Annotated in this window: 15 protein-coding genes; 3 read left to right on the forward strand and 12 right to left on the reverse strand. The window is 74.4% G+C overall.

Annotation, left to right across the window (positions count from 1 at the left end; all coding sequences use genetic code 11):
• Positions 1–12: 12 nt before the first annotated feature.
• From QQS41_RS07715 to QQS41_RS07755, 9 genes are all read right to left on the reverse strand, one after another.
• Complete coding sequence (locus QQS41_RS07715) at positions 13–1,545, reverse strand: glycoside-pentoside-hexuronide (GPH):cation symporter (protein ID WP_448852129.1); 1,533 nt, start codon at positions 1,543–1,545, stop codon at positions 13–15.
• 369 nt (positions 1,546–1,914) lie between these two features.
• Positions 1,915–3,675 carry a beta-glucuronidase gene (gene uidA, locus QQS41_RS07720; protein WP_448852130.1) on the reverse strand — a complete coding sequence of 587 codons (1,761 nt, stop codon included), beginning with the start codon at positions 3,673–3,675 and terminating at the stop codon, positions 1,915–1,917.
• Between the two features lie 122 nt (positions 3,676–3,797).
• Positions 3,798–5,099 (reverse strand): mannitol dehydrogenase family protein, encoded by a 1,302-nt coding sequence (locus QQS41_RS07725; protein WP_448852131.1) that lies wholly within the window; start codon positions 5,097–5,099, stop codon positions 3,798–3,800.
• Positions 5,096–6,520, reverse strand: a complete 1,425-nt coding sequence (gene uxaC / locus QQS41_RS07730) for a glucuronate isomerase (protein WP_448852132.1) — start codon at positions 6,518–6,520, stop codon at positions 5,096–5,098. The genes QQS41_RS07725 and uxaC overlap by 4 nt, the downstream gene beginning before the upstream one ends.
• 211 nt (positions 6,521–6,731) lie before the next feature.
• Entirely contained in the window at positions 6,732–7,700 is a 969-nt protein-coding gene (locus tag QQS41_RS07735) for a LacI family DNA-binding transcriptional regulator (RefSeq protein ID WP_448852133.1), read from the reverse strand.
• The gene (locus QQS41_RS07740) at positions 7,697–8,740 is read right to left on the reverse strand and encodes a nucleotide-binding protein (protein ID WP_448852134.1); all 1,044 of its coding nucleotides are present in this window, start codon (positions 8,738–8,740) and stop codon (positions 7,697–7,699) included. Before QQS41_RS07740 ends, QQS41_RS07735 begins: the two co-directional genes overlap by 4 nt.
• Before the next feature lie 10 nt (positions 8,741–8,750).
• Positions 8,751–9,515 carry a YwiC-like family protein gene (locus QQS41_RS07745; RefSeq protein ID WP_448852135.1) on the reverse strand — a complete coding sequence of 255 codons (765 nt, stop codon included), beginning with the start codon at positions 9,513–9,515 and terminating at the stop codon, positions 8,751–8,753.
• A 25-nt stretch (positions 9,516–9,540) separates the two neighbouring features.
• Complete coding sequence (locus QQS41_RS07750) at positions 9,541–10,341, reverse strand: Cof-type HAD-IIB family hydrolase (protein ID WP_448852136.1); 801 nt, start codon at positions 10,339–10,341, stop codon at positions 9,541–9,543.
• Between the two features lie 105 nt (positions 10,342–10,446).
• A complete protein-coding gene (locus tag QQS41_RS07755; RefSeq protein WP_448852137.1) occupies positions 10,447–11,124 on the reverse strand; it encodes a hypothetical protein in 678 nt (225 codons plus the stop codon).
• 42 nt (positions 11,125–11,166) lie between these two features.
• Between QQS41_RS07755 and QQS41_RS07760 the strand changes: the two genes are divergently transcribed.
• Together QQS41_RS07760 and QQS41_RS07765 are read left to right on the forward strand one after the other, a co-directional pair.
• Complete coding sequence (locus QQS41_RS07760) at positions 11,167–11,736, forward strand: nucleosidase (protein ID WP_448852138.1); 570 nt, start codon at positions 11,167–11,169, stop codon at positions 11,734–11,736.
• On the forward strand, positions 11,733–12,404 hold the full coding sequence (locus tag QQS41_RS07765; protein WP_448852139.1) for a cation transporter: 672 nt from the start codon (positions 11,733–11,735) through the stop codon (positions 12,402–12,404). Before QQS41_RS07760 ends, QQS41_RS07765 begins: the two co-directional genes overlap by 4 nt.
• 87 nt (positions 12,405–12,491) lie before the next feature.
• Here the strand turns inward: QQS41_RS07765 and QQS41_RS07770 are convergent, their stop codons facing one another.
• Positions 12,492–13,124, reverse strand: coding sequence for a GNAT family N-acetyltransferase (locus QQS41_RS07770; RefSeq protein ID WP_448852140.1), 633 nt, complete (start codon positions 13,122–13,124; stop codon positions 12,492–12,494).
• 23 nt (positions 13,125–13,147) lie between these two features.
• Positions 13,148–14,782, reverse strand: coding sequence for a peptide chain release factor 3 (locus QQS41_RS07775; RefSeq protein ID WP_448852141.1), 1,635 nt, complete (start codon positions 14,780–14,782; stop codon positions 13,148–13,150).
• 233 nt (positions 14,783–15,015) lie between these two features.
• Between QQS41_RS07775 and QQS41_RS07780 the strand changes: the two genes are divergently transcribed.
• Positions 15,016–18,588: an IucA/IucC family protein gene (locus QQS41_RS07780; protein WP_448852142.1), complete on the forward strand. Its 3,573-nt coding sequence runs from the start codon at positions 15,016–15,018 to the stop codon at positions 18,586–18,588.
• On the opposite strand, the gene pth is transcribed toward QQS41_RS07780, so the two are convergent.
• Positions 18,585–19,187, reverse strand: coding sequence for an aminoacyl-tRNA hydrolase (gene pth / locus QQS41_RS07785; RefSeq protein ID WP_448852143.1), 603 nt, complete (start codon positions 19,185–19,187; stop codon positions 18,585–18,587). The genes QQS41_RS07780 and pth overlap by 4 nt on opposite strands.
• Positions 19,188–19,233 lie beyond the last annotated feature (46 nt).

Here is a 19,233-nt window from a genome sequence, read left to right on the forward strand (position 1 = left end):
GTGGGGTTGGTGTCAGTCCAGCTTGTCGGTCGGGTGGGTCTCCTCGGCCACGCCGCCGGGGCGGTCGGCCAGGGTCTCCTTCTGCGCGTAGCCGCCCTTGGCGCCGCCGTACTGGACGTGGCGCAGGCCGCGGTTGCGCTCGATGGACTCCATGATCTCGGCGAAGCGCTTCTCCGTCAGCGGGTAGGACCACATCACGGCGACGGCGATGACGAAGCAGGCGCCGGCGAAGATGATGAACCACAGGGTCATGGAGTCGAGGACCGCCGGGGTCTGCTGGATGTGGGACAGGCCCTCGGCCTTCTGCGCCTCGGTCGGCTGGACGTAGCCGGCGAGCGCCAGCACCCAGCCGGCCATGGCCATGCCGATGCCCTGGCCGACCTTGCGGGTGAAGGAGAAGGCGGCGTAGGTGGCGCCCTCGGTGCGGATGCCGGTCTTGTACTCGCCGTACTCGACGGTGTCGGCCTCCAGCGCCCAGGTCATGGTGTTGAGGATGGCCATGCCGGCGCCGACGATGAACAGGCCGGCGAGGGAGAGCCACAGGCTGCCGACGAGGGCGTTGCCGACCCAGAACAGCAGCAGGCCGAGGATGCTGGCGATGCCCGCGACGAGGAAGCCGCGCTTCTTGCCCAGCTTGCGCGTGACGACGGGGCCGAACGGGCCCATGTACAGCACCGCGCCGGTGGTGATGACGGTGACCACGGAGGACTGCCAGTTGCCGTCGGAGTAGCGGCCCAGCAGGTCGATGGCGATGTACAGCGCGGTGGCGGAGACGACGTTCTGGCCGGTCAGGTAGGCCAGGGAGGAGCCGCAGAGGCGGACCAGCGGGCCGTTGCGCTTGACGGTGTCGATGGTCTCCTTCAGGGAGACCTTCTCGACCTCGCGGAACACGACCTCCTTGGACGTCAGGAACGTCGTCATGAAGAACACGGTGCCGATGACCAGGAACACCACGGCGGTGACGAGGAAGGTGCGCTGCAGGTTCTCGGCCGCCTTGATGGCGGGGGCGAGCAGCAGGGCGAGGACGAGGATGGTGAAGCCCGAGCCGACCATGCGGGCCGAGGCCATGCGGGAGCGGTCGACGGGGTTCTGGCTCATCGCGCCGGCGAGCGAGCCGTAGGGGATGTTCACCATCGAGTAGAGCAGGCCCATGAGCGCGTAGGAGAACGCGGCCCAGCCGACCTTGGCCCAGTAGTCGTCCACCGGGATCCAGAAGCACAGCAGGTTGGAGGCCAGCAGCGGCACGGAGTACCAGAGGATGAAGGGGCGGAACTTGCCCCAGCGGGTCATGGTCGCGTCGACCATGCGGCCGGCGAAGATGTCGGCGAAGGCGTCCCAGATCTTGATGAACAGGAAGATGAGGGACGAGTGCTCCGGCCTGATGCCGACGACGTTGGTGTAGAAGACCAGCAGGAACAGGCCGGTCATCTGGAAGGCGATGTTGCAGCCGGCGTCGCCCATGCCGTAGCCGATGAGGGTCTTGGCGGTGAGGTGCGGCTTGTCCGCACTGGGGGCGTGGGGCGCCGTGTCCGTCGCGGTTGACACGATACCTCCTAGGGGAAGGTGGGCCCGGTGCCGTTCATCGGGCCGTTCCCCTTCATTTTCCGCCCCGAACCCTCCGGCCCCCGCATGGTTGCACAACGTTGCCGTGGGGTTGCCGCGCGGTTGCCACGGGGCCTCGGAGGGGTCGGGGAGGGCCGCGCGCCCGGGTGCGCGCATGCGCCGACCCCCGTCCGCCGCAGCCGTTTTCGCGGATGCGGGGTCGGGGGTCGGGGTCGGGGCGGTGCTGTGCGACGGGACCCGCGCGGGGTCGCCGCCGCGCGCCGCGCGCGGGCCGCGCGGGGAGCGGCCCGCGCGTGACGGCGGACGCCGCGCCGGGCGGTCGCCGTCGTCACGCGGAGGCGGCGGGGGACGCTACCGGCCGAGCTTGCGCGCCCACCGGTCGCACAGCCACGTCGCGGCGGCCTTCGGCCGGCGGTCGCGCGTGAAGGCGCCCTTCTTGTTGCCGTCGACGCGGGCGACGCCGTACTTCGTCTGGAAGTCGGCGAAGTTCCACATCTGCTCGCCGACGACGCCGTCGACGGCGTCGAAGACCCGCGAGTACATCTTCAGGAACTCCACCTGGAAGTCCTCCGTGAACGGCTGGCGGTACACCGAGTGCATGCCGGCGACGGTGTCGACGCCGTACTCCGTCACGATGACCGGCTTGCCGTACAGCTCCACCCACTTCTCCAGCTCCTCGCGCAGGTGGCGCTCCGCCCACTCGAAGTCCGCGATGTTCGCGTACCAGCCGTAGTAGCGGTTGACCATCAGCACGTCGAACATGTGCGAGATGGTGTCCACCCCGGCCGGGGCGAACATGACGTTGACGAAGCCGACGGGGCGCGTCGGATCGAGCTCCCGGGTCAGCTCCACCAGCGGCTCGAAGTAGCCGACCGCGGCGTCGACCGCCGTGTCCGGCTCGTTGGCGATGGACCACAGCACCACCGACGGGCGGTTCTTGTCGCGCCTGACCAGCTCCTCGATCTCCCGGCGGTGCGCCTTGTGGGTCTCCTCGTCGACGCGGCCCGGGGCGTAGGTGTCGCCGTGCTCGTCGCCCATGATGCCGCCGGCGATGTTCCAGTTCAGGCCGACCGCGGCGGTCTCGTCGATGACGACGACGCCGTGGCGGTCGCACCAGTCCATGATCTCCTCGGCGTACGGGTAGTGCGAGGTGCGCAGCGAGTTGGCGTTGATCCACTCCAGCAGCTGGAAGTCCTGCACCATGTGGGCGTTCGAGTGGCCCTTGCCCAGCGTCTCGTGATCCTCGTGCATGCCGAAGCCGGTGAAGTAGAACGGCTCGCCGTTGATGAGGAAGCGGGTGCCGTCGACCTCCACGGTGCGGACGCCGAAGTCCTCCGGGTAGGAGTCGACGACCTCGCCGTCCTCGACCGCCTCCACGACGAGGGTGTAGAGGTAGCCGGCGCCCGGGCGCCACAGCGTCACGTCGGAGAGCTGCGTCGAGCCCTCGGCGCCCTCGCCCGCGGCGACCTCCGCGCCGGAGGCGTCGAGGACGCGGACCCGGACATCGGCGTCGCCGCCGGAGAGCTCCGCCGTCCACCGCACCGTCGCGGTGCGGGCGGCGACGTCGGCGTCGGTGACGATGACGACGTCCTCCACGCGGACCCGCGGGGTGCGCAGCAGGTGCACCGTGCGGTGGATGCCCGCGTAGTTGAAGAAGTCGTGCTTGTACTCCTGGTACAGCCGGCCGTCGGGCAGGGTCTTCACCTCGCCCGGCGGGATCGTCGCGTTGGACAGGCGGTTGTCCGCCGCGACCTCAAGGGTGAACTCCCCACCGGCCCGGACGCGGTCGGTGACGTCGACCTCGAACGGCAGGTAGCCGCCGGAGTGGGAGCCGGCCTCCTCGCCGTCGACGTAGACGGTGCCCTTGTGGGTGACGGAGCCGAAGCGCAGGGAGATGCGGTCGCCGTCCCAGCCGCGGGGGACGCGGACGGTGCGGCGGAACCAGTACTCGCCGATGTGGTCGCGGATCCGCTCGTCGTGGAACAGGTCGTTGACGGAGGCCGGGACCGCGACCTCCGCGCCGTCGCCGAGCTCCGCCCGGTCGAGGGCGAAGTCCCAGACGCCGTCGAGGGAGACGGCCTCGCGGGTGGCGGTGTTGCGGGGCTTGAGCATGGGGTGTCCTTTCGTCGTTCGTCTGCGGCGTTGGCGCGGGGCGCGGGTGTGCGGGGCAGGGGCGCCGTGCGCGGCGAAGCGCCGGCGGGGCGGACGCCGCGGTCCGCCCGGCCGGCGCCGGGTCAGCGGCCCGCGGCCTGCTTCAGCTCGTCGGCGAGGTCGCCGATCATGGCGACGGCGCCGTCGTCGGCGGCGAGGTCGTCGTCCAGCACCGCGACCAGCGCGCGGACGCGGTCGGCGGCGGCGTTGGCCTCCAGCACCTCGGCGGCGCGGGAGTCCTCCACCTCGTCCCGGCCGTCGAGGAAGGCGATCCATGCGGCGATGGGCAGGGCGGCGCCGCGAGCGTCGCGGCCGGCGGCGCGCTCCAGGGCGGTGACGGGCACGGAGCGCATCCGCAGCTTCGTGGCGCCGTCGATGGCGATCTGGGCCAGCAGGTGGCGGATGGCGGGGTTGCCGAAGCGCTCCAGCAGCGCCTCCCGGTAGCCGGGGACGTCGAGCTCCGCGGGCTCGGTGAGGTGGCGGGCGGCGGCGTCCCAGAACTCCTCGACGCGGGCGCGGCACGCCTCGTCGGCGATGGCCTCGGCGATGGTGGCGTGGCCGTGCAGCTGGCCCAGATAGGCCAGGAGGGAGTGGGAGCCGTTGAGCAGCCACAGCTTGCGGTTCTCGAACGGGTCGATGTCGTCGGTGAACACGGCGCCGGCCTTCTCCCAGTCGGGGCGGCCCGCGGGGAACTCGCCGGAGATGATCCAGCTGGCGAACGGCTCGGTGACCACGGGCGCCGCGTCGTGCAGGCCGGTGGCGGCCTCCGCGGCGGCGACGACGTCGTCGTCGGTGCGCGGGGTGATGCGGTCGATGGAGGTGGTCGGGAACGTCGCGTTGGCGCGGACCCACTCGCCGAGCTCCGCGGAGACGTCGTCGGCGGCGGCCAGCACGGCGGCGCGGCAGGTGTCGCCGTTGCCGGCGAGGTTGTCGCAGCTCATGACGGCGATCGGCCCGGAGCCGGCGGCGCGGCGGGCGTCGAGGGCCCGGACCAGGCGGCCGATGGCGGGGCCGTCGGAGTAGCCGGCCTCCGTGATGGTGAGCGTGACGACGGCGACGGCCGGGTCGGCCACCAGCTCCGTCAGCCGCTCCTCGTCGCCGCCCGGGTGCGCCTCGGAGATGGTGGGCACGAGGACGGGCTCGTCGCCGTCGGCGGAGCGGACCAGCAGGGTGTAGGCGCCCTCCTGGGCGGTGAGCTCGTCGGGCACCGTGGCCGAGCGGCCGGAGAAGGAGGCGTAGCCCCACTCCGGGTGCGCCGGGTCGGCCTCGGCGTTCATCGTGTACCAGACCTGGTGGGCGCGGTGGAAGGCGCCGAGGCCCAGGTGGACCAGCCGCACGGGGGCGGCGGCGGGTAGGTTGCCGGTGGTGCGGTTGAGTTCGGTCACAGCTTGAACGCCCTCCTCGGCGCGGCGTCGACGATGTCGACGATGATGTCGGAGGCCCGCTCCTCGCTGATGCGGTGCTCGGCGACGAGGCGGGCGAGGAAGCCGGCCTCGACGCGGCGCGAGGTGTTGTGGCGGGCGGGGATGGAGCAGAACGCGCGGGTGTCGTCGATGAAGCCGGAGGACCGGGAGAAGCCGGCGGTGCCGGTGACGGCGGCGCGGAAGCGGGCCATCGCGTCGGCCTCGTCGATGAACCACCAGGGGGCGCCGAGGTAGAGCGACGGGTAGTAGCCGGCCAGCGGGGCCAGCTCGCGGGAGTACACCGACTCGTCGATGGTGAACAGCACCAGGTGGAAGTCCGGGTTCTCGCCGAAGCGGGACAGCAGCGGCTGCATGCCGTTGACGTACTCCATCCGGAACGGCACGTCGTGGCCGGTGTCGGCGCCGTACTTCGCGAACGCGGAGTCGGAGTGGTTGCGGTACACGCCCGGGTGGATGGTCATGACCAGCCCGTCGTCCTGCGCCATCTCGGCCATGCGGTACGTCATGTTCGCCTCGAAGGCGGCGGCCTCGGCGCGGGTGGCGGTGCCGTCGATGCCCTTGCGCAGCAGGGCGTCGGCCTCCGCGTCGTCCAGCGGGGTGGTGTCGGCGTCGTGGGTGCCGTGGTCGGTGGAGACGGCGCCGTGCTCCTTGAAGAACATGCGGCGGTTGCGCATGGCCTCCAGGTATCCGGCGTAGCCCGTCTTCCCGTCGCCGTGCTCGGCGATGAGGCGCTCGACGCGCTCGCCGAAGCCGGCGTTGTAGAACTTCACGTACGCGTCGGGGCGGAACGTCGGCAGCACGCGGGTGCTGAACGTCGCGTCGGCCGCGAGGGCGTCGTGGTGGCGCAGGTCGTCCAGCGGGTCGTCGGTGGTGGCCAGCACCTCGATGCCGAAGGACTCCGCCAGCGCGCGGGGCCGGAACTCCGGGCGGGCGATGATGTCCGACAGGTCGCGGTACAGCGCGTCGGCGGCGGCCGGGTCTCCGGCCGCCTCGTCCAGGCGGGCGTCGGAGAGCCCGAAGACGTGGGCGAACTCCTGGCGCAGCCAGTAGCCGGAGGCGGTGCCGTCGAAGAGGTGCCAGTGGGCGCAGAACGTTCGCCACGCCTCCTCCGGCGACGCGTCGCGGTGGCCGCCGACGCGCAGGTCGGCGAGCTCGACGCCCGCGGCGTGGATGAGGCGGCACACGTAGTGGTCCGGGCTGATGAGCAGCTCGGTGGGGTCGGGGAACGGCCGGTCCTCCGCCAGCATGGCGGGCTCGACGTGGCCGTGCGGGGAGATGATCGGCAGATCCTCCACCAGCGAGAGCAGACGCCGGGCGATGTCGCGGGTGCCCGGATCCGCGGGGAGGAGCCGGTCGGGGTGGTTGGCGATGGACGTGCTCATGCACCCAGTTTCCGGCCCGGAAGCAGCCCCGGCCAAGGGGTTGCGGGTAGTTGCAACCGTGTTGCCGCAACCGTTGCATCGGGTGGCCGCGCCGGCCGCGGGTCGCCGCCGGCGGGTCCGGTCCGGCGATGCGCGCGCCGCGCGCGCATCGCGTGACGACGCCTCCCGCCCGGGCCCGGTGCCCGTCGTCACGCGGGGGAGGCGGGCGGGCCTAGGAGGATTCGCGGACGACGAGGCGGCTCGGCATCGTCAGCGACGTCGCCGACTCCGGCCGGGTGCCGCCGATCATCGACATGAGGTTGTGGGCGGCGGCCCCGCCGACGGTGCGCAGCGGCGCCGCGACCGTCGTCACAGACGGGTGCATCAGCGTCGTGGCCAGCGTGTTGTCGAAGCCGACGACCGCGACGTCGTCCGGCACCCGCACCCCGTTGCGCACCGCCTCCCGGATGAAGCCGACGGCGACGCGGTCGTTGTACGCCAGCACCGCGTCGGTGCGGTCGGCGTCCCACTCCGCGAACGCGGCGGCGCCGCCGGAGATCGTCGGCCGCGTCGTCGTGATGCGCCGGTGCGGCATGTCCGACTCCACGACGCCGCGCCACCGGATGCCGTCGGCCCACGCGTTGTCCGGCCCCGCCAGGTACGCCACCGTGCGGCGGCCCCGGTCGGCGAGGTGCGTCAGCGCCCGCTCCGTGCCCTGCCGGTTGTCCACCAGCACGGACGGCACGCCCTGCACGGGCCGGTTGCACACGATGACCGGCGCGGCCTTCGCGACCTTGCGGATGTCGCCGTCGTCCAGCCGCGACGACGCCAGGATGAACCCGTCGACGTGGCCCGTCATGCGCTTCACTCCGGCGGCGCCGCGGCGGCGGGACTCGTTGGCGTTGAGCACCACGACGGAGGAGCCGCGGGCGTCGGCCGCCTCCTCCGCCCCGCGGATGAGCTCCGTGAAGAACGGGTTGGTGATGTCCGCGACGACCAGGCCGATGAGGCCCGTCTTCCGCTCGTCGCCCGTGCGCACCGTGGCGCGGGAGCGGTAGCCGAGCTCGTCGGCGATGCGGCGGACCTTCTCCGCGGTGGCGTAGGCGACGCGGTCGGGGTGGGAGAAGACGCGCGACACGGTCGACGTCGCCACCCCCGCGGCCGCGGCCACGTCGTAGATCGTGGCGCGTTCCTGGCTCATGCCCCGCAATCGTAGTCGAGTCCGCGAACCGTCCCGGCGGGCGCCGCATGCGCCGCGTGCGCGCCGTGGCGCCCCGACGGCGCGGGGAATCCGGTGGCGACGACGGCGGCGAGCTCCCGGAACGCCGCCGCCGTCGCCGGGCGCAGCCGCGCCGGGTCGACGACTGCGCCGTCGGCCAGGTGCGGGTCGAACGGCAGCGCCACCGTCGCGCGGCAGCGGGCGCCGAACAGCCGCTCCAGCTCCGCGTCGTCCGCGCCGCCGGCGACGGGGTGGTTGACGGCGACGACGGTCTGCGCCACCAGCGCCCCGTGGCCGTGCGCGGACAGCCAGTCCAGCGTCGCCCACGCCCCGCGGGCGCCGTCCAGCGCGGGCGTCGCCACCAGCACCAGGCAGTCCGCCGAGGCCAGGATCTCCGGCATCGCCGGGTGCACCAGGCCGGTGCCGCAGTCGACGAGGATGAGCGTGTAGTGCCGCGACACGATGTCCAGCACCCGCGAGTAGTCGGCGGCGGAGAACGCCTCGCTCACCGACGGATCCCGCTCGGAGCCGACGACCTCCAGCCGGCTGGGGGAGTGCGACGTCAGCGCCCGCACGTCCGCGTACGACTCCGTCGACGGCGCCCGCAGCAGGTCCCGCACCGTCGCCGCCGACGGCTCCGGCATCCGGTCCGCCAGCGTCCCCAGGTCCGGGTTGGCGTCGACGGCGACGACCCGGTCGCCGCGCAGCGCCGCGAACGTGGCGCCGAGGCCCAGCGTCACGCTCGTCTTGCCCACCCCGCCCTTAGCGGCCAGCACGGCGATGCGCCGGCGGCCGTCGACGGGCGCGGCGATGAGCTCGCGTTGCTCCCGGTCGCGGACGTCGCGGGCGGCGTCGCCCGGGTCCCACGCCCCGCCGGTGAGCCGCCGCACGGCCCCGCGCCAGCCGCGCCTCCGCGGCGGCTCGCCCAGGCCGAGCGCCAGGTCGTCGATGGTCGCCGGCTCGTCGGATGCCGCGTGCCGCCCCCGGTGGCGCACGGCGGTCTCCCCCTCGAAATCCCCCATGGGGCGGAATCTAGCCCAGGGTGAACCAGGCCGCCACCGCGATGACCACGGTCAGCGCCGCCTCGATGAGCCCCACCGTCTTCGGGCGGAACGGCTTGCCGCGGCGGTCGGCGGCGACCGGCATGGCGAAGGCGCGGGCGGCGAGGACGACGGCCAGCGCGACCATCACCCAGTCGAGGAACACGGCGGCCACGACGGCGGCGACGTGGTACGCGACGGAGCCGATGAACCAGTCGCGGTCGCCGCGCTCGCGGATGAGCGTCTTCACGTACGGCACGGTGCCGGTGAAGTAGACGGCGTAGACGGCGAAGATGAGCCATGCGCGGGCGTCGAGGCCGCCGCCGGCCCAGGCCATGACGGGCAGCATGAGGCAGGCGGCGATGACCGTCGCCACGCCCGACAGGAGCGACCGGGGCCTGCGCCTCCACGTCTCGTACACCGCGATGGCGACGAGCGGCGCGAAGGCGGGCGCCCAGACGAGGAGCCTCCAGTCCAGCAGGAGCGTGACGACGCCGGCGACGGCGGTGACGGAGCCGTAGGCGACGACCGGCGGGCGGTTGTTCGCCCGGAACCGGGAGCGCATCCAGATGCCGGCGGCGAAGAAGGCGAAGTAGCCGGCCCACCACGTCACCAGCAGCGGCAGCTGGATCCACGCGGGGGCGAGCAGGACGCCGGTGAGCACCGGCACGGTGACCATGAACCAGGCGCCGTGCTGGTCGGGCACCCAGCCCTTCGCGCGGCGCTTTTTTCGGACTTTCCCGTTCGCCTTTGCCATGCCCCAGCTTACGACGCCCCGCCGGTCACGGGAACAGCCGGTCCAGGACCTGCAGCACCCCCGCCTCCGTGTTCGGCGGGGCCTCGCGGTTGGCGGCGGCCTTGATGTCGGGGTGGGCGTTGGCCATGGCGTAGCTGAGGTCGCCGGAGCCCATCATCGGCAGGTCGTTGAGGTAGTCGCCGAAGACGACGGTGCGGTCGCGGCCGACGCCGAAGCGCCCGCGCAGCGCCGCCACCGCGGTGCCCTTGTCGACGTCCGGGTCCATCATGTCGACCCAGTGCGCGCCGGACAGCGCGACCTGCAGGCGGTCGCCCGTGATGTCCTTCAGCAGCGGCCACGCGCCGGTCTCCGCGTCGCCGAAGTCGTACACCGCGAGCTTGACGACGTCGTCCCGGACCGCGTGCAGGTCGTCGACGAGGGCGTTGCTGACGTAGTACACGCCGACCTCGCGCAGGAACGCGTCGTCGCCGCGCTCGACGTGGGCGGTGGCGGCGCAGCACATGACCAGGCCGAGGTCGAGGTCCGAGTCCCGGACCGCGTCGACGACGGCGTCGACGACGTCGCGCGGCAGCCGCGCCTGCGCCGACGGCTCCCCGGCGACGGCGGTGACGGCGCCGTTCTCCGCGATGAAGTCCTCCACGCCGTGGTCGGCGAACATGCCGCGCAGCGTGGCGTACTGGCGGCCGGAGGCGGGCACGAAGGCGGCGCCGGCGGCGCGGACGCGCTCCAGCATGGCGTCGAAGCCGTCGGGCAGGCGGTGCTCGTCGTCCAGCAGCGTGCCGTCCATGTCGCAGATGACGAGGCCGGGGACCGGGTCGCGGTCCATGCGGGCTCCTTTCGGGGCGGGGTCGGGCGGTGACGGGGGAGCGGCCGGCGTGCGCCGGAGCGCGGCCGGGCGCGCGATGGGAGCGGCGCGGCCGCGCGGCGGAGGTCAGTCCTCCGGCAGCGGAGGCTCCTTGCGCAGGTCGCGGGCGGTGGCCTTGCGCACCTCGCGCGGCTCGTCGTCGCGGCCGCGGAACGGGTTGAGGTTACGGACGGCGCCGGCGCGCAGGTTCGGCAGCTTGTCCAGGGCGTCGCGGCCGGCGTCGACGGAGCGGCGCAGCACGTCGGAGCCGACGTTCTCCGCCTTGCGCAGCAGCTCGCGGCGGCGCGCCTCGCGGCGGGCGTCGCGGGCGCGCTTGGCCTCGCGGGCGTCGTTCTGGCGGGCGCGCTCGGCCTTGAACGCCTCGGCGTCGCGGGCCTCGGCCGTCGACAGGGCGCGGGAGGCGGCGGCCGCCGCGTCCCACGTCTCCTCCAGCGACTCGGCGAGCAGCAGGAGGGAGTCGATGCGGCGCTCCACGTCGCGCATGCGCTCGCGGTAGCCGGACTGGATGGAGTAGCGGCGCAGCAGACGCCGCGCGCGGGTGGCCTCCGACCGCCACAGGGCGATGGCGCCGTCGTGGATGGAGTCGTCCACGATGAAGCGCATCTCCCACGGGTCGACGTCCTCGGAGGCGAGGTTGGTGCGCACGCGCTCCTCGCGGTCGAGGATCTCCTGGACCAGCCGCCGCGCGCGGTCCTCCGCCTGCGCCGCCCGGTTAGTTCTGGAGTTGTCAGGTTGGAAGATCACGTGGGCCAGTCTACAAACCGGCCGCGCCGCTACCATGGCGGGATGATCACCCAGACCCGGCTGCTGTCCCCGGTCCGCCCCGACGCGCCCCTCCTCGTGGTCGCGACGGAGGTCGAGGCCCGCCACCTCGGCGACGATCTGCCGGTGCTGCTCACCGGAATCGGCAAGGTCCGCGCCGCGATGGGGCTGGCGGAGACGCTCGCCGCCGGCCCGCTGCCGGCGTCCGTGCTCAACGTCGGCACCGCGGGCGCGCTTCACGACGGGCTGACCGGCGTCCACCGCGTCGGCACCGTCGCGATGCACGACTTCAGCCACGACGCCGTCCGGCGCATCACCGGCGACACCGCCTACCCGCCCATCGAGCTGGGCGAGGGCGTGCGCCTGGCCACCGGCGACTCCTTCATCGAGGACGGACTGACCCGCGGCCGCCTCGCCGCAGAGGCCGACCTGTGCGACATGGAGGGCTACGCCGTCGCCTTCGTCGCCCGCCGCTTCGGCGTGCCGGTGGAGCTGGTGAAGATCGTCAGCGACTCCGCCGACGAGGCCGCCGGCTCCCGCTGGACCGAGGCCGCCGCGTCGTGCTCCCGCATCCTCGCCGAGCACATCCGGTGAGCGCGGCATCGCCGGCCGCGTCCGCCGGCCCCTCGGGGGAGGCCCGCCGGCTGACCCGCGTCGCCCTGGGGCTGGCGCTGTTCACCATCGCCTACAACGTCGCCGAGGGCGCCCTGTCCGTCTGGTTCGGCCGCGGAGACGGCCTGTCCGTCATGGTCGGCTTCGGCTTGGACAGCTTCATCGAGTCGCTCTTCGCGGTCCTCGTCGCCCTGCGCCTGGCGGGGCGCCTGCGCGGCGACGGCGGCGGGGCCGGGGAGATCCGGGAGCGCCGCACCCTGCGCGCCGTCGCCGTCACCTTCTGGCTGCTCGCGGCGTGGCTGGTCTGGGAGGGCGTCTCCGGGCTCGTGGTCGGCGAGGTCCCGGAGCGGTCGTGGCCGTCCGTCGCGGTGCTCGTCGCGTCGCTCGCCGGCATGCCCGTCCTGTGGCGGGCGAAGGTCACGGTCGGCAGGCGCCTCGGCGGCGACCCGCTCATCCTGTCCGACGCGGCGGAGACGCGGATCTGCCTGCTCATGACCGGCTCGGCGCTGATCGGCATCGTCGCCTTCGAGCTCACGGGCTGGGGCGGCTTCGCGTCGCTGGCCTCGCTGGCCATCGCCGTCATCGCCGTGCAGGAGGGCCGGGAGGCCTGGGAGGGCGAGCTCGCCGAGGAGGACGGGGACGACGGCTGACCGCGCCCCGTCCCGGTGCCTCCGCAGCCGCGGCGGGGCCCGCCGGGGCGATCGCCGCGGCCGGACGGGCCGCCGCCCCGGGCCCCGTCAGGGCAGCGGCAGCAGCGCCGCCAGCTCCGGCGTCCAGCCGTCGACGACGACGCGCCCGCCGCCGTAGTCCGCCGTCTCCGGCGTCACCCGGTGGTGCTCCACGGGGAAGGGGCCCGAGTCGTCGACGCCGCCCACGCGGGCGTAGCCGCAGCGCCGGCCGACGGCGAGGGATGCCGCGTTGTCCGGGTGGGCGCTGAACCACAGCTCCTCCGCCCCGAGGTGGTCGAACGCCAGCGCCATCGCCGCCCGGCGCATCGCCGTGCCCAGGCCCCGGCCGTGGAACCCGGCGAGCAGGTAGGAGCCGGTCTCCAGGAACCGCCGGCCCCCGCGGGAGGCGACCCGCAGGTCGATGGCCCCGGCGACCTCCCCGCCGGTGACGGCGGCCAGGCCGAGCGTCCAGTCCGGGGTGCCGGGCGACGCCGCCATGGCGAGCATGTGCCGGGCCGACTGGGCGGCGGTGCCCTCCAGCCACGGGAACGCCCACGCCACGTCCGGATCCGGGAAGACCGTGGCGGTGCCGCGGGTGCGGCGGATGAGCTCGGCGCCGGTCTCCGGCGTCATCGGGGCCAGCCGCAGTGCGCCGGAGGCGATGGTCAGGCCGGACGGCGGCCAGATGTCGGAGGGCAGCATGCGGACAGCGTAGCGGCGCCCGGCTAGTCGGCCACCAGCGTCTCGAGCGTGAACTCCGGATGCTCTTTCTCGATGAAGGACAGCTTCCACTTGTCGCCGAACAGGGCGATGAGCGCCCCGTCGGAGCGGGTGAAGATCTCCACGCCGCGCTGCTTCGACAGCTCCGGCACCGACTCCGCGTCGGTGCGGCGGGCCACGGAGTACGGCACCGGCTCGGTCACCGTCTCGACGTTGTACTCGTTCTGCATCCGGGCCTGCATGACCTCGAACTGCATCGGGCCGACCGCCGCCATCACCGGGGCGGCGTCGCCGCGGGCGTCGTTGCGCAGCACCTGCACCACGCCCTCCGCGTCCAGCTGGTCGATGGCCTTGCGGAACTGCTTGTACTTGCCCAGCGACTTCGCCCGCAGCGTGCGGAAGTGCTCCGGCGCGAACGACGGCATCGGGCGGAACTGCACCTTGCGGCCCGCGTAGATGGTGTCGCCCGGCGCCAGCGACCCGGCGTTGACCAGGCCGACGATGTCGCCCGGGTACGCCGTCTCCACCGTCGAGCGGGTGCGGCCGAAGACCGTCAGCGCGTACTTCGTCGAGAAGCTGCGGCCCGACTGGGCGTGCGTGACCTGCATGCCGCGGTCGAACTCGCCGGAGACGACGCGCATGAACGCCAGCTTGTCGCGGTGGTGGGCGTCCATGCCCGCCTGGACCTTGAACACCACGCCGGAGAACGCGTCGGTGGGCTCGCGGACCTCGTCGATGGCCGTCGTGGACTCCTCCACCGCCTTCGGGTCGGACTCGCGGGCCGCCGGCGCCGGCGCCAGCGCGCACAGCGTGTCCAGGATCTGGTGGACGCCCCAGTTCAGCATCGCCGACGCGAAGATGACCGGGGAGGTGTCGCCCGCCAGGTACAGCTCCTGGTCGTGGTCGGCCGCGTCCGCGGACAGCAGCTCCGACTCCTCGACCGCCGTCTCCCACGCGTCGCCCTGCTCCGCCGCCGCGGCATCCGGATCCAGGTGCGTCTCCTCCGCGATGGTGGAGCCGCCGGCGGTGCGCTCGAAGCGGATGAACTCCTCCGCCGCCCCGTCCTCGCCGCGGCGCAGCAGGCCGCGGAAGTCGCCGGCCTCGCCGACCGGCCAGAACAGCGGCGTCGGCTGCAGGCCGATCTCCGAGACGATCTCGTCCATCAGCTCCAGCGGCGCCTTGCCCGGGCGGTCCCACTTGTTGATGACGGTGACGATCGGGATGCCGTTGGACTTGCACACGCGGAACAGCTTCAGCGTCTGCGGCTCCAGGCCCTTCGCGCCGTCGACCAGCATCACCGCCGCGTCGACGGCGGTGAGGACGCGGTAGGTGTCCTCCGAGAAGTCCGCGTGGCCGGGGGTGTCGACGAGGTTGATCATGTACGGCTCGCCGTCGTGGCCCTCCGGCGCGTACTCGAACTGCAGCGCCGACGACGCGATGGAGATGCCGCGGTCCTTCTCCATGTCCATCCAGTCGGACACGGTGGCCTTGCGGCCGGCCTTGCCGTGGACGGCGCCGGCCTCGGAGATGACGTGCGCGTGCAGCGCCAGCGCCTCCGTCAGCGTCGACTTGCCGGCGTCCGGGTGGGCGATGACGGCGAACGTGCGGCGGCGGGCGGCCTCGTCGGCGAGCGTGCTCATGGGGTCCTTACGGCTGCGGGGATGGTGCCGTCCAAGGATAGCCCCCGCGCCGGGCGGCCCCGCCTGCGCGTCCGGGGTCGCGCCGCGGGCGTTCCCCGCGCCGGGCCCCGCCGCCGCGCCGGGCCCGGGCGCCGTGCTGGCCGTCGCGGTCCGATCCGGTGCGCCGCACGTCACGGCGTCCGGTCCCGCGCGCGCCGCCGCGGGTAAGGGCATCCTGGGTACTCTCCGAAGGTATGGCAGATTTCGTCGACGAGCGCGGCATGGGGGAGGCCCGCGGCACCGTCGCCCGCAGGCTCCTGACGGCACTGGAGCTGGAGGGCCTGCTCCGTGAACCGCTTGACGACGCCTGGCGCGCCCGCGTCGCCGCCGACCCCGCCGCCGCGCTGCGCGACCTGGCCGGGGCGGGGATGCTCCGCGGCGATCTCGGCAACCTCGACCGCTGCGCCCGCGAAATCGCCGACGGGGTCGGGGGCCTTGCCCGCGCCCGGGCCGGGCTCCGCGCACGCTGGGCCGATGAGGTGGAGCGGCGCCCGTCGTCACGCGATGGGGCGGATGCGGACCGGCCCTTCGCCGCCCTCGTCGACCGCCTGCGCGCCCGCTGCGCGCCGGGCGACGGCGGTGCCCCCGCGCTGCTGTCGCGTTTCGAGCAGATCGTCTGCGAGGGCCACCCCGCGCACCCGTCGGCGAAGACGTCGCTGGGCCTCGGGGACTCCGCCCGCGACGTCCTGCCGGAGTGGACCGAGCGCTTCGACCTGCGATTCCTCGCCCTCGACCGGGAGCTGGCCGACGCCCGCGGCGACGACGTCCTCGACGCCCTGCGCGCCGAGTCCCCGGCGATGGGGGAGGCGCTGGCCGCGGAGCTCGCCCGCCGCGGCCTGGGCGGCCACGTCGTCGTGCCCGTCCACCCGTGGCAGCTGGAGCACGTCATCCGCGGCGAGTTCGGCGCCGAGCTTGCCGACGGCAGCCTCGTCGTCCTCGACGCGACCGCCCCCGCGGAACCCGGCATGTCCGTCCGCACGGTCCGCGCCACCGGCCCCGACGGCGCGTCCGTCCACGTGAAGCTGGCGCTGGAGGCGCAGCTGACCGGCGCGGTGCGCGGCATCTCCGCCGGCGCCGTCGCGGGTCCCGTCGTCGCCCGCGCGCTGGAGCGCATCCTCCGCGTCGACTCCGGCCTCGTGCCCCGCACCCCGGAGGACGCCCCGGCCTTCGCCGCCGCCGCGGACCTCGCCGCCGTGCGCTTCCGGGCGGACGACGGCATCCGCGCGCACTGCCTCGGCGCCGTCGTCCGCCGCGACCCCGCCGTGGGCCTGCCGGACGGCGACGTCGCCCTGCCGGCCGCCGCGCTGCAGGCCCGCGACCCGGTCACCGGCCGCATCGTGCTGGACATGGCGCTGGACGACGCGGCCGCCGCGGCGGTGGCCTCCGGCCTGCGCATGTCGCGTGACGACGTCGTCCGCGCCTGGTTCGACGCCCTCGCCGAGGTCCTCGTCGTCCCTGCGGTGTCACTGCTGGCGCGGTGGGGTGCGGCGCTGGAGCCGCACCCCCAGAACGTCGTACTCGTGCTGAGGGGCGGGGTGCCCGTCCGCGCCGTCGTCCGCGACTTCGGCGGCGCCCGCCTGCTGGACGACGGCCGCGCGATGACGTGGGCCGGCGCCGAGCCCGGCCTGGCCGATCTGCGGTCGACGGCGCTGGTGGCGCGGGACGTGGACGCCGTCGCCGACAAGACCTCCTACCCGCTGCTGGTGAACCTCCTCGGCGGTCTCGCGCGCGCCCTGTCGGCGGCGGAGGAGGACCGGGCGGCGGCCGCGGCGGGCGACCGGGCGGCGGGCTCCGCGGACGTGGCGGCGTCCGCGGCCGCCGGCGCGCCCGCACCCGGCCTGCGCGACGACGCCGGCGAGATTCCCGATCCCGATCCCCGCATCCTCGAACCCGTTGCCCTGCGCCTCGTCGCCGAGGCGGGCCGCTGCGGCCGCGACCGGCCGGACTCCGGCATCCCGGTCGCCGGCGCCGTCTTCGAGCGCGTCCTCCACCACGACCTGCCCCGCAAGCGCGTCCTGGCCATGCGCCTGTCCGGCGCCGTCACGGAGCAGGCCTACGTCCGCGTCCCCAACGTGCTGTCGCACGCCGCCGACCGGGCGCTGGCGGCCATCGCCGCCGAGATCGAGGTCGCCGCGCCGCGGGCGCTCGACGAGGTCCGCTCCCGCCTCGCGGAGGCCGCCGCCGCCGAGGACGTCTCCCGTGCCGAGGTCCACCTGCTCGAGGCGGATCTGAGGAACTCCGCGGGCAACCTGGCCAGGGCGGAGATCGTCGCAAAGCACCGCCTGGAGGCGATGCGGCGCCGCGCCGCGATCCTCGGCCTCGGCGCCGGCGCGTGGGACGTGCTGCGCCTCGCGCCGCGCGGGCTGGCCGCCGCGACCGCCGATTCGCTCGCCGTCGCCGGCCACAACATCCACCCGATGGCGAAGCTGCGGCGCGGCTTCGACGACGGCGACAACGCCGCCTGGGCGCCCGAATCCGGGCAGGTCGCGGAGCTGCGCCTCATCGGCGTCGCCCCCGGCCTGCTGGAGCGCTCCGGCGTCGGCGACCTCGCCGGCCGCTTCGCCGCCGCCTTCCCGGAGCACGTCTCCCTCGCCCGCGCCGAGCTCACCGCGGAGGTCGTCGCCGACGACGGCGCCCGCCTGCTGCCCGCCGCCGCGCCCTCCCCGGAGCCGGAGGACCCCGCCGACCGCGACTGGACCATCCTCGCCGTCCACCCCTGGCAGTACGACCACGTCATCGTCCCCGCCTTCGCCGCCGAGCTGCGCGAGGGCCTGCTGCGGCCCGTCCGCGACGTGACGCTCGCCGTGCGGCCCACGACGTCGCTGCGCACGATGGTGCCGCACGCCCCGTCGGCGGACGGCACCCGGCCGTTCGTGAAGGTGCCGCTCGACGTCACCGTCACCTCCACGCGGCGGTACATCTCTCGGCAGTCGGCGCTGGGCACCCCGGCGGTCGCGCGGCTGGTCGCCGAGCTCGTCGCCGACGGGCCCGCCGCCGGCCGCGTCGCCGTGCTGCCGGAGCTCGCCGGCACCACCTTCCGCACCGCCCCCGGCGAGTCCGACGAGCGCGCCCGCGGCCTCTGCCTGCTCATGCGCGCCGGCGCCGGCTCCGTGCTCGACGACGGCGACGTCGCCGTCGGCGCATCCGCCCTCCGCGGCCGCCCCGACGGCGCCGCGAGCCCGCTGGCGGACCTCGCCGGCGACGCCCCGGAGGCCTTCCTGCGCGCCTACGCCCGCGACCTGCTCGGCGCCGTGCTGCCGGTGCTGTGGGGCTCCGGCATCGCGCTGGAGGCGCACCTGCAGAACACCATGGTCCGCGTCGGGGGAGTGGCCGGGGCGTCCGGCCCCGGCGCCCGGCCGGTCTACCGCGGCCTGGTGCTGCGCGACTTCTCCGGGCTGCGCATCCACCGCGGCCGCCTCGCCGCCGCCGGTCGGGCGCTGCCGGCGCGGGAGGGCTCCGTCACCGTCACCGACGACGTCGGCGAGCTGCGCGACAAGGCCCACTACGCCTCGGTGTTCGGCAACCTCGACGGCATCGTCGAGGAGCTGGTGGCCGCCCGCGGCGTTGACCGCGGCCGCGCCCACCGCATCCTGCGTGAGGTGGCGGAGGAGATCATCGGCGGCTTCGGCGGGGGCATCCCCGACGGCGACGTCGACGCGCTGCTGGCGCCGACGCTGCACCGCAAGGCCTTCGTCGCCATGGCGGCCGCCGGCGGCGGCGACCGCTACGTCGACGTGCCGAACCCGCTGGCGGACCCGGCCCGCTAGCCCCCGTGGACCTGGTTCTGCGCGGCCTCCAGGCCGTGCAGGCCCAGCAGCTCCGCGGCGTCGGCGGCGTCGTCCACCCAGAACGGCAGGTCGTCGCGCCGCTCCTTCGCGCTGAAGTCCCGCAGCACGTAGTCCGCCGGGTCCTGCCGCCCCGGCGGCCGGCCGATGCCGACGCGAACCCGCAGGTAGTCCCGCGTCCCCAGCGACTTCGAGATGGACCGCAGCCCGTTGTGGCCGCCCTCCCCGCCGCCGCGCTTGAGGCGGATGACGCCGGGGTCGAGGTCCAGCTCGTCGTGCACCACGACGACGTCCTCCGGCTTCACGCCGAAGAACCTCGCCAGCCCCGCCACCGGCCCGCCGGAGACGTTCATGTACGTCCGCGGCTTCGCCAGGATGACCTGTCGCTCCCGGTCCCCGGACCCCCACCGGGTCTGCACGATCTCCGCGTTCGACCGCTTGTGGGCGGAGAACGTCGACGGCATCGGCAGCGTCCGGCCCGCCAGCTCGTCGACCACCATGTGGCCGATGTTGTGGCGGTTGCCGGCGTACTTCGGGCCCGGGTTGCCCAGGCCCACCACGAGGAGGGGGGATGCGCTCATGGCCCCCATCGTCGCACACCCCGGCCCGCCCGCCGCGCGCGCCGGG

The sequence above is a fragment of the Corynebacterium sp. 335C genome (assembly GCF_053525695.1).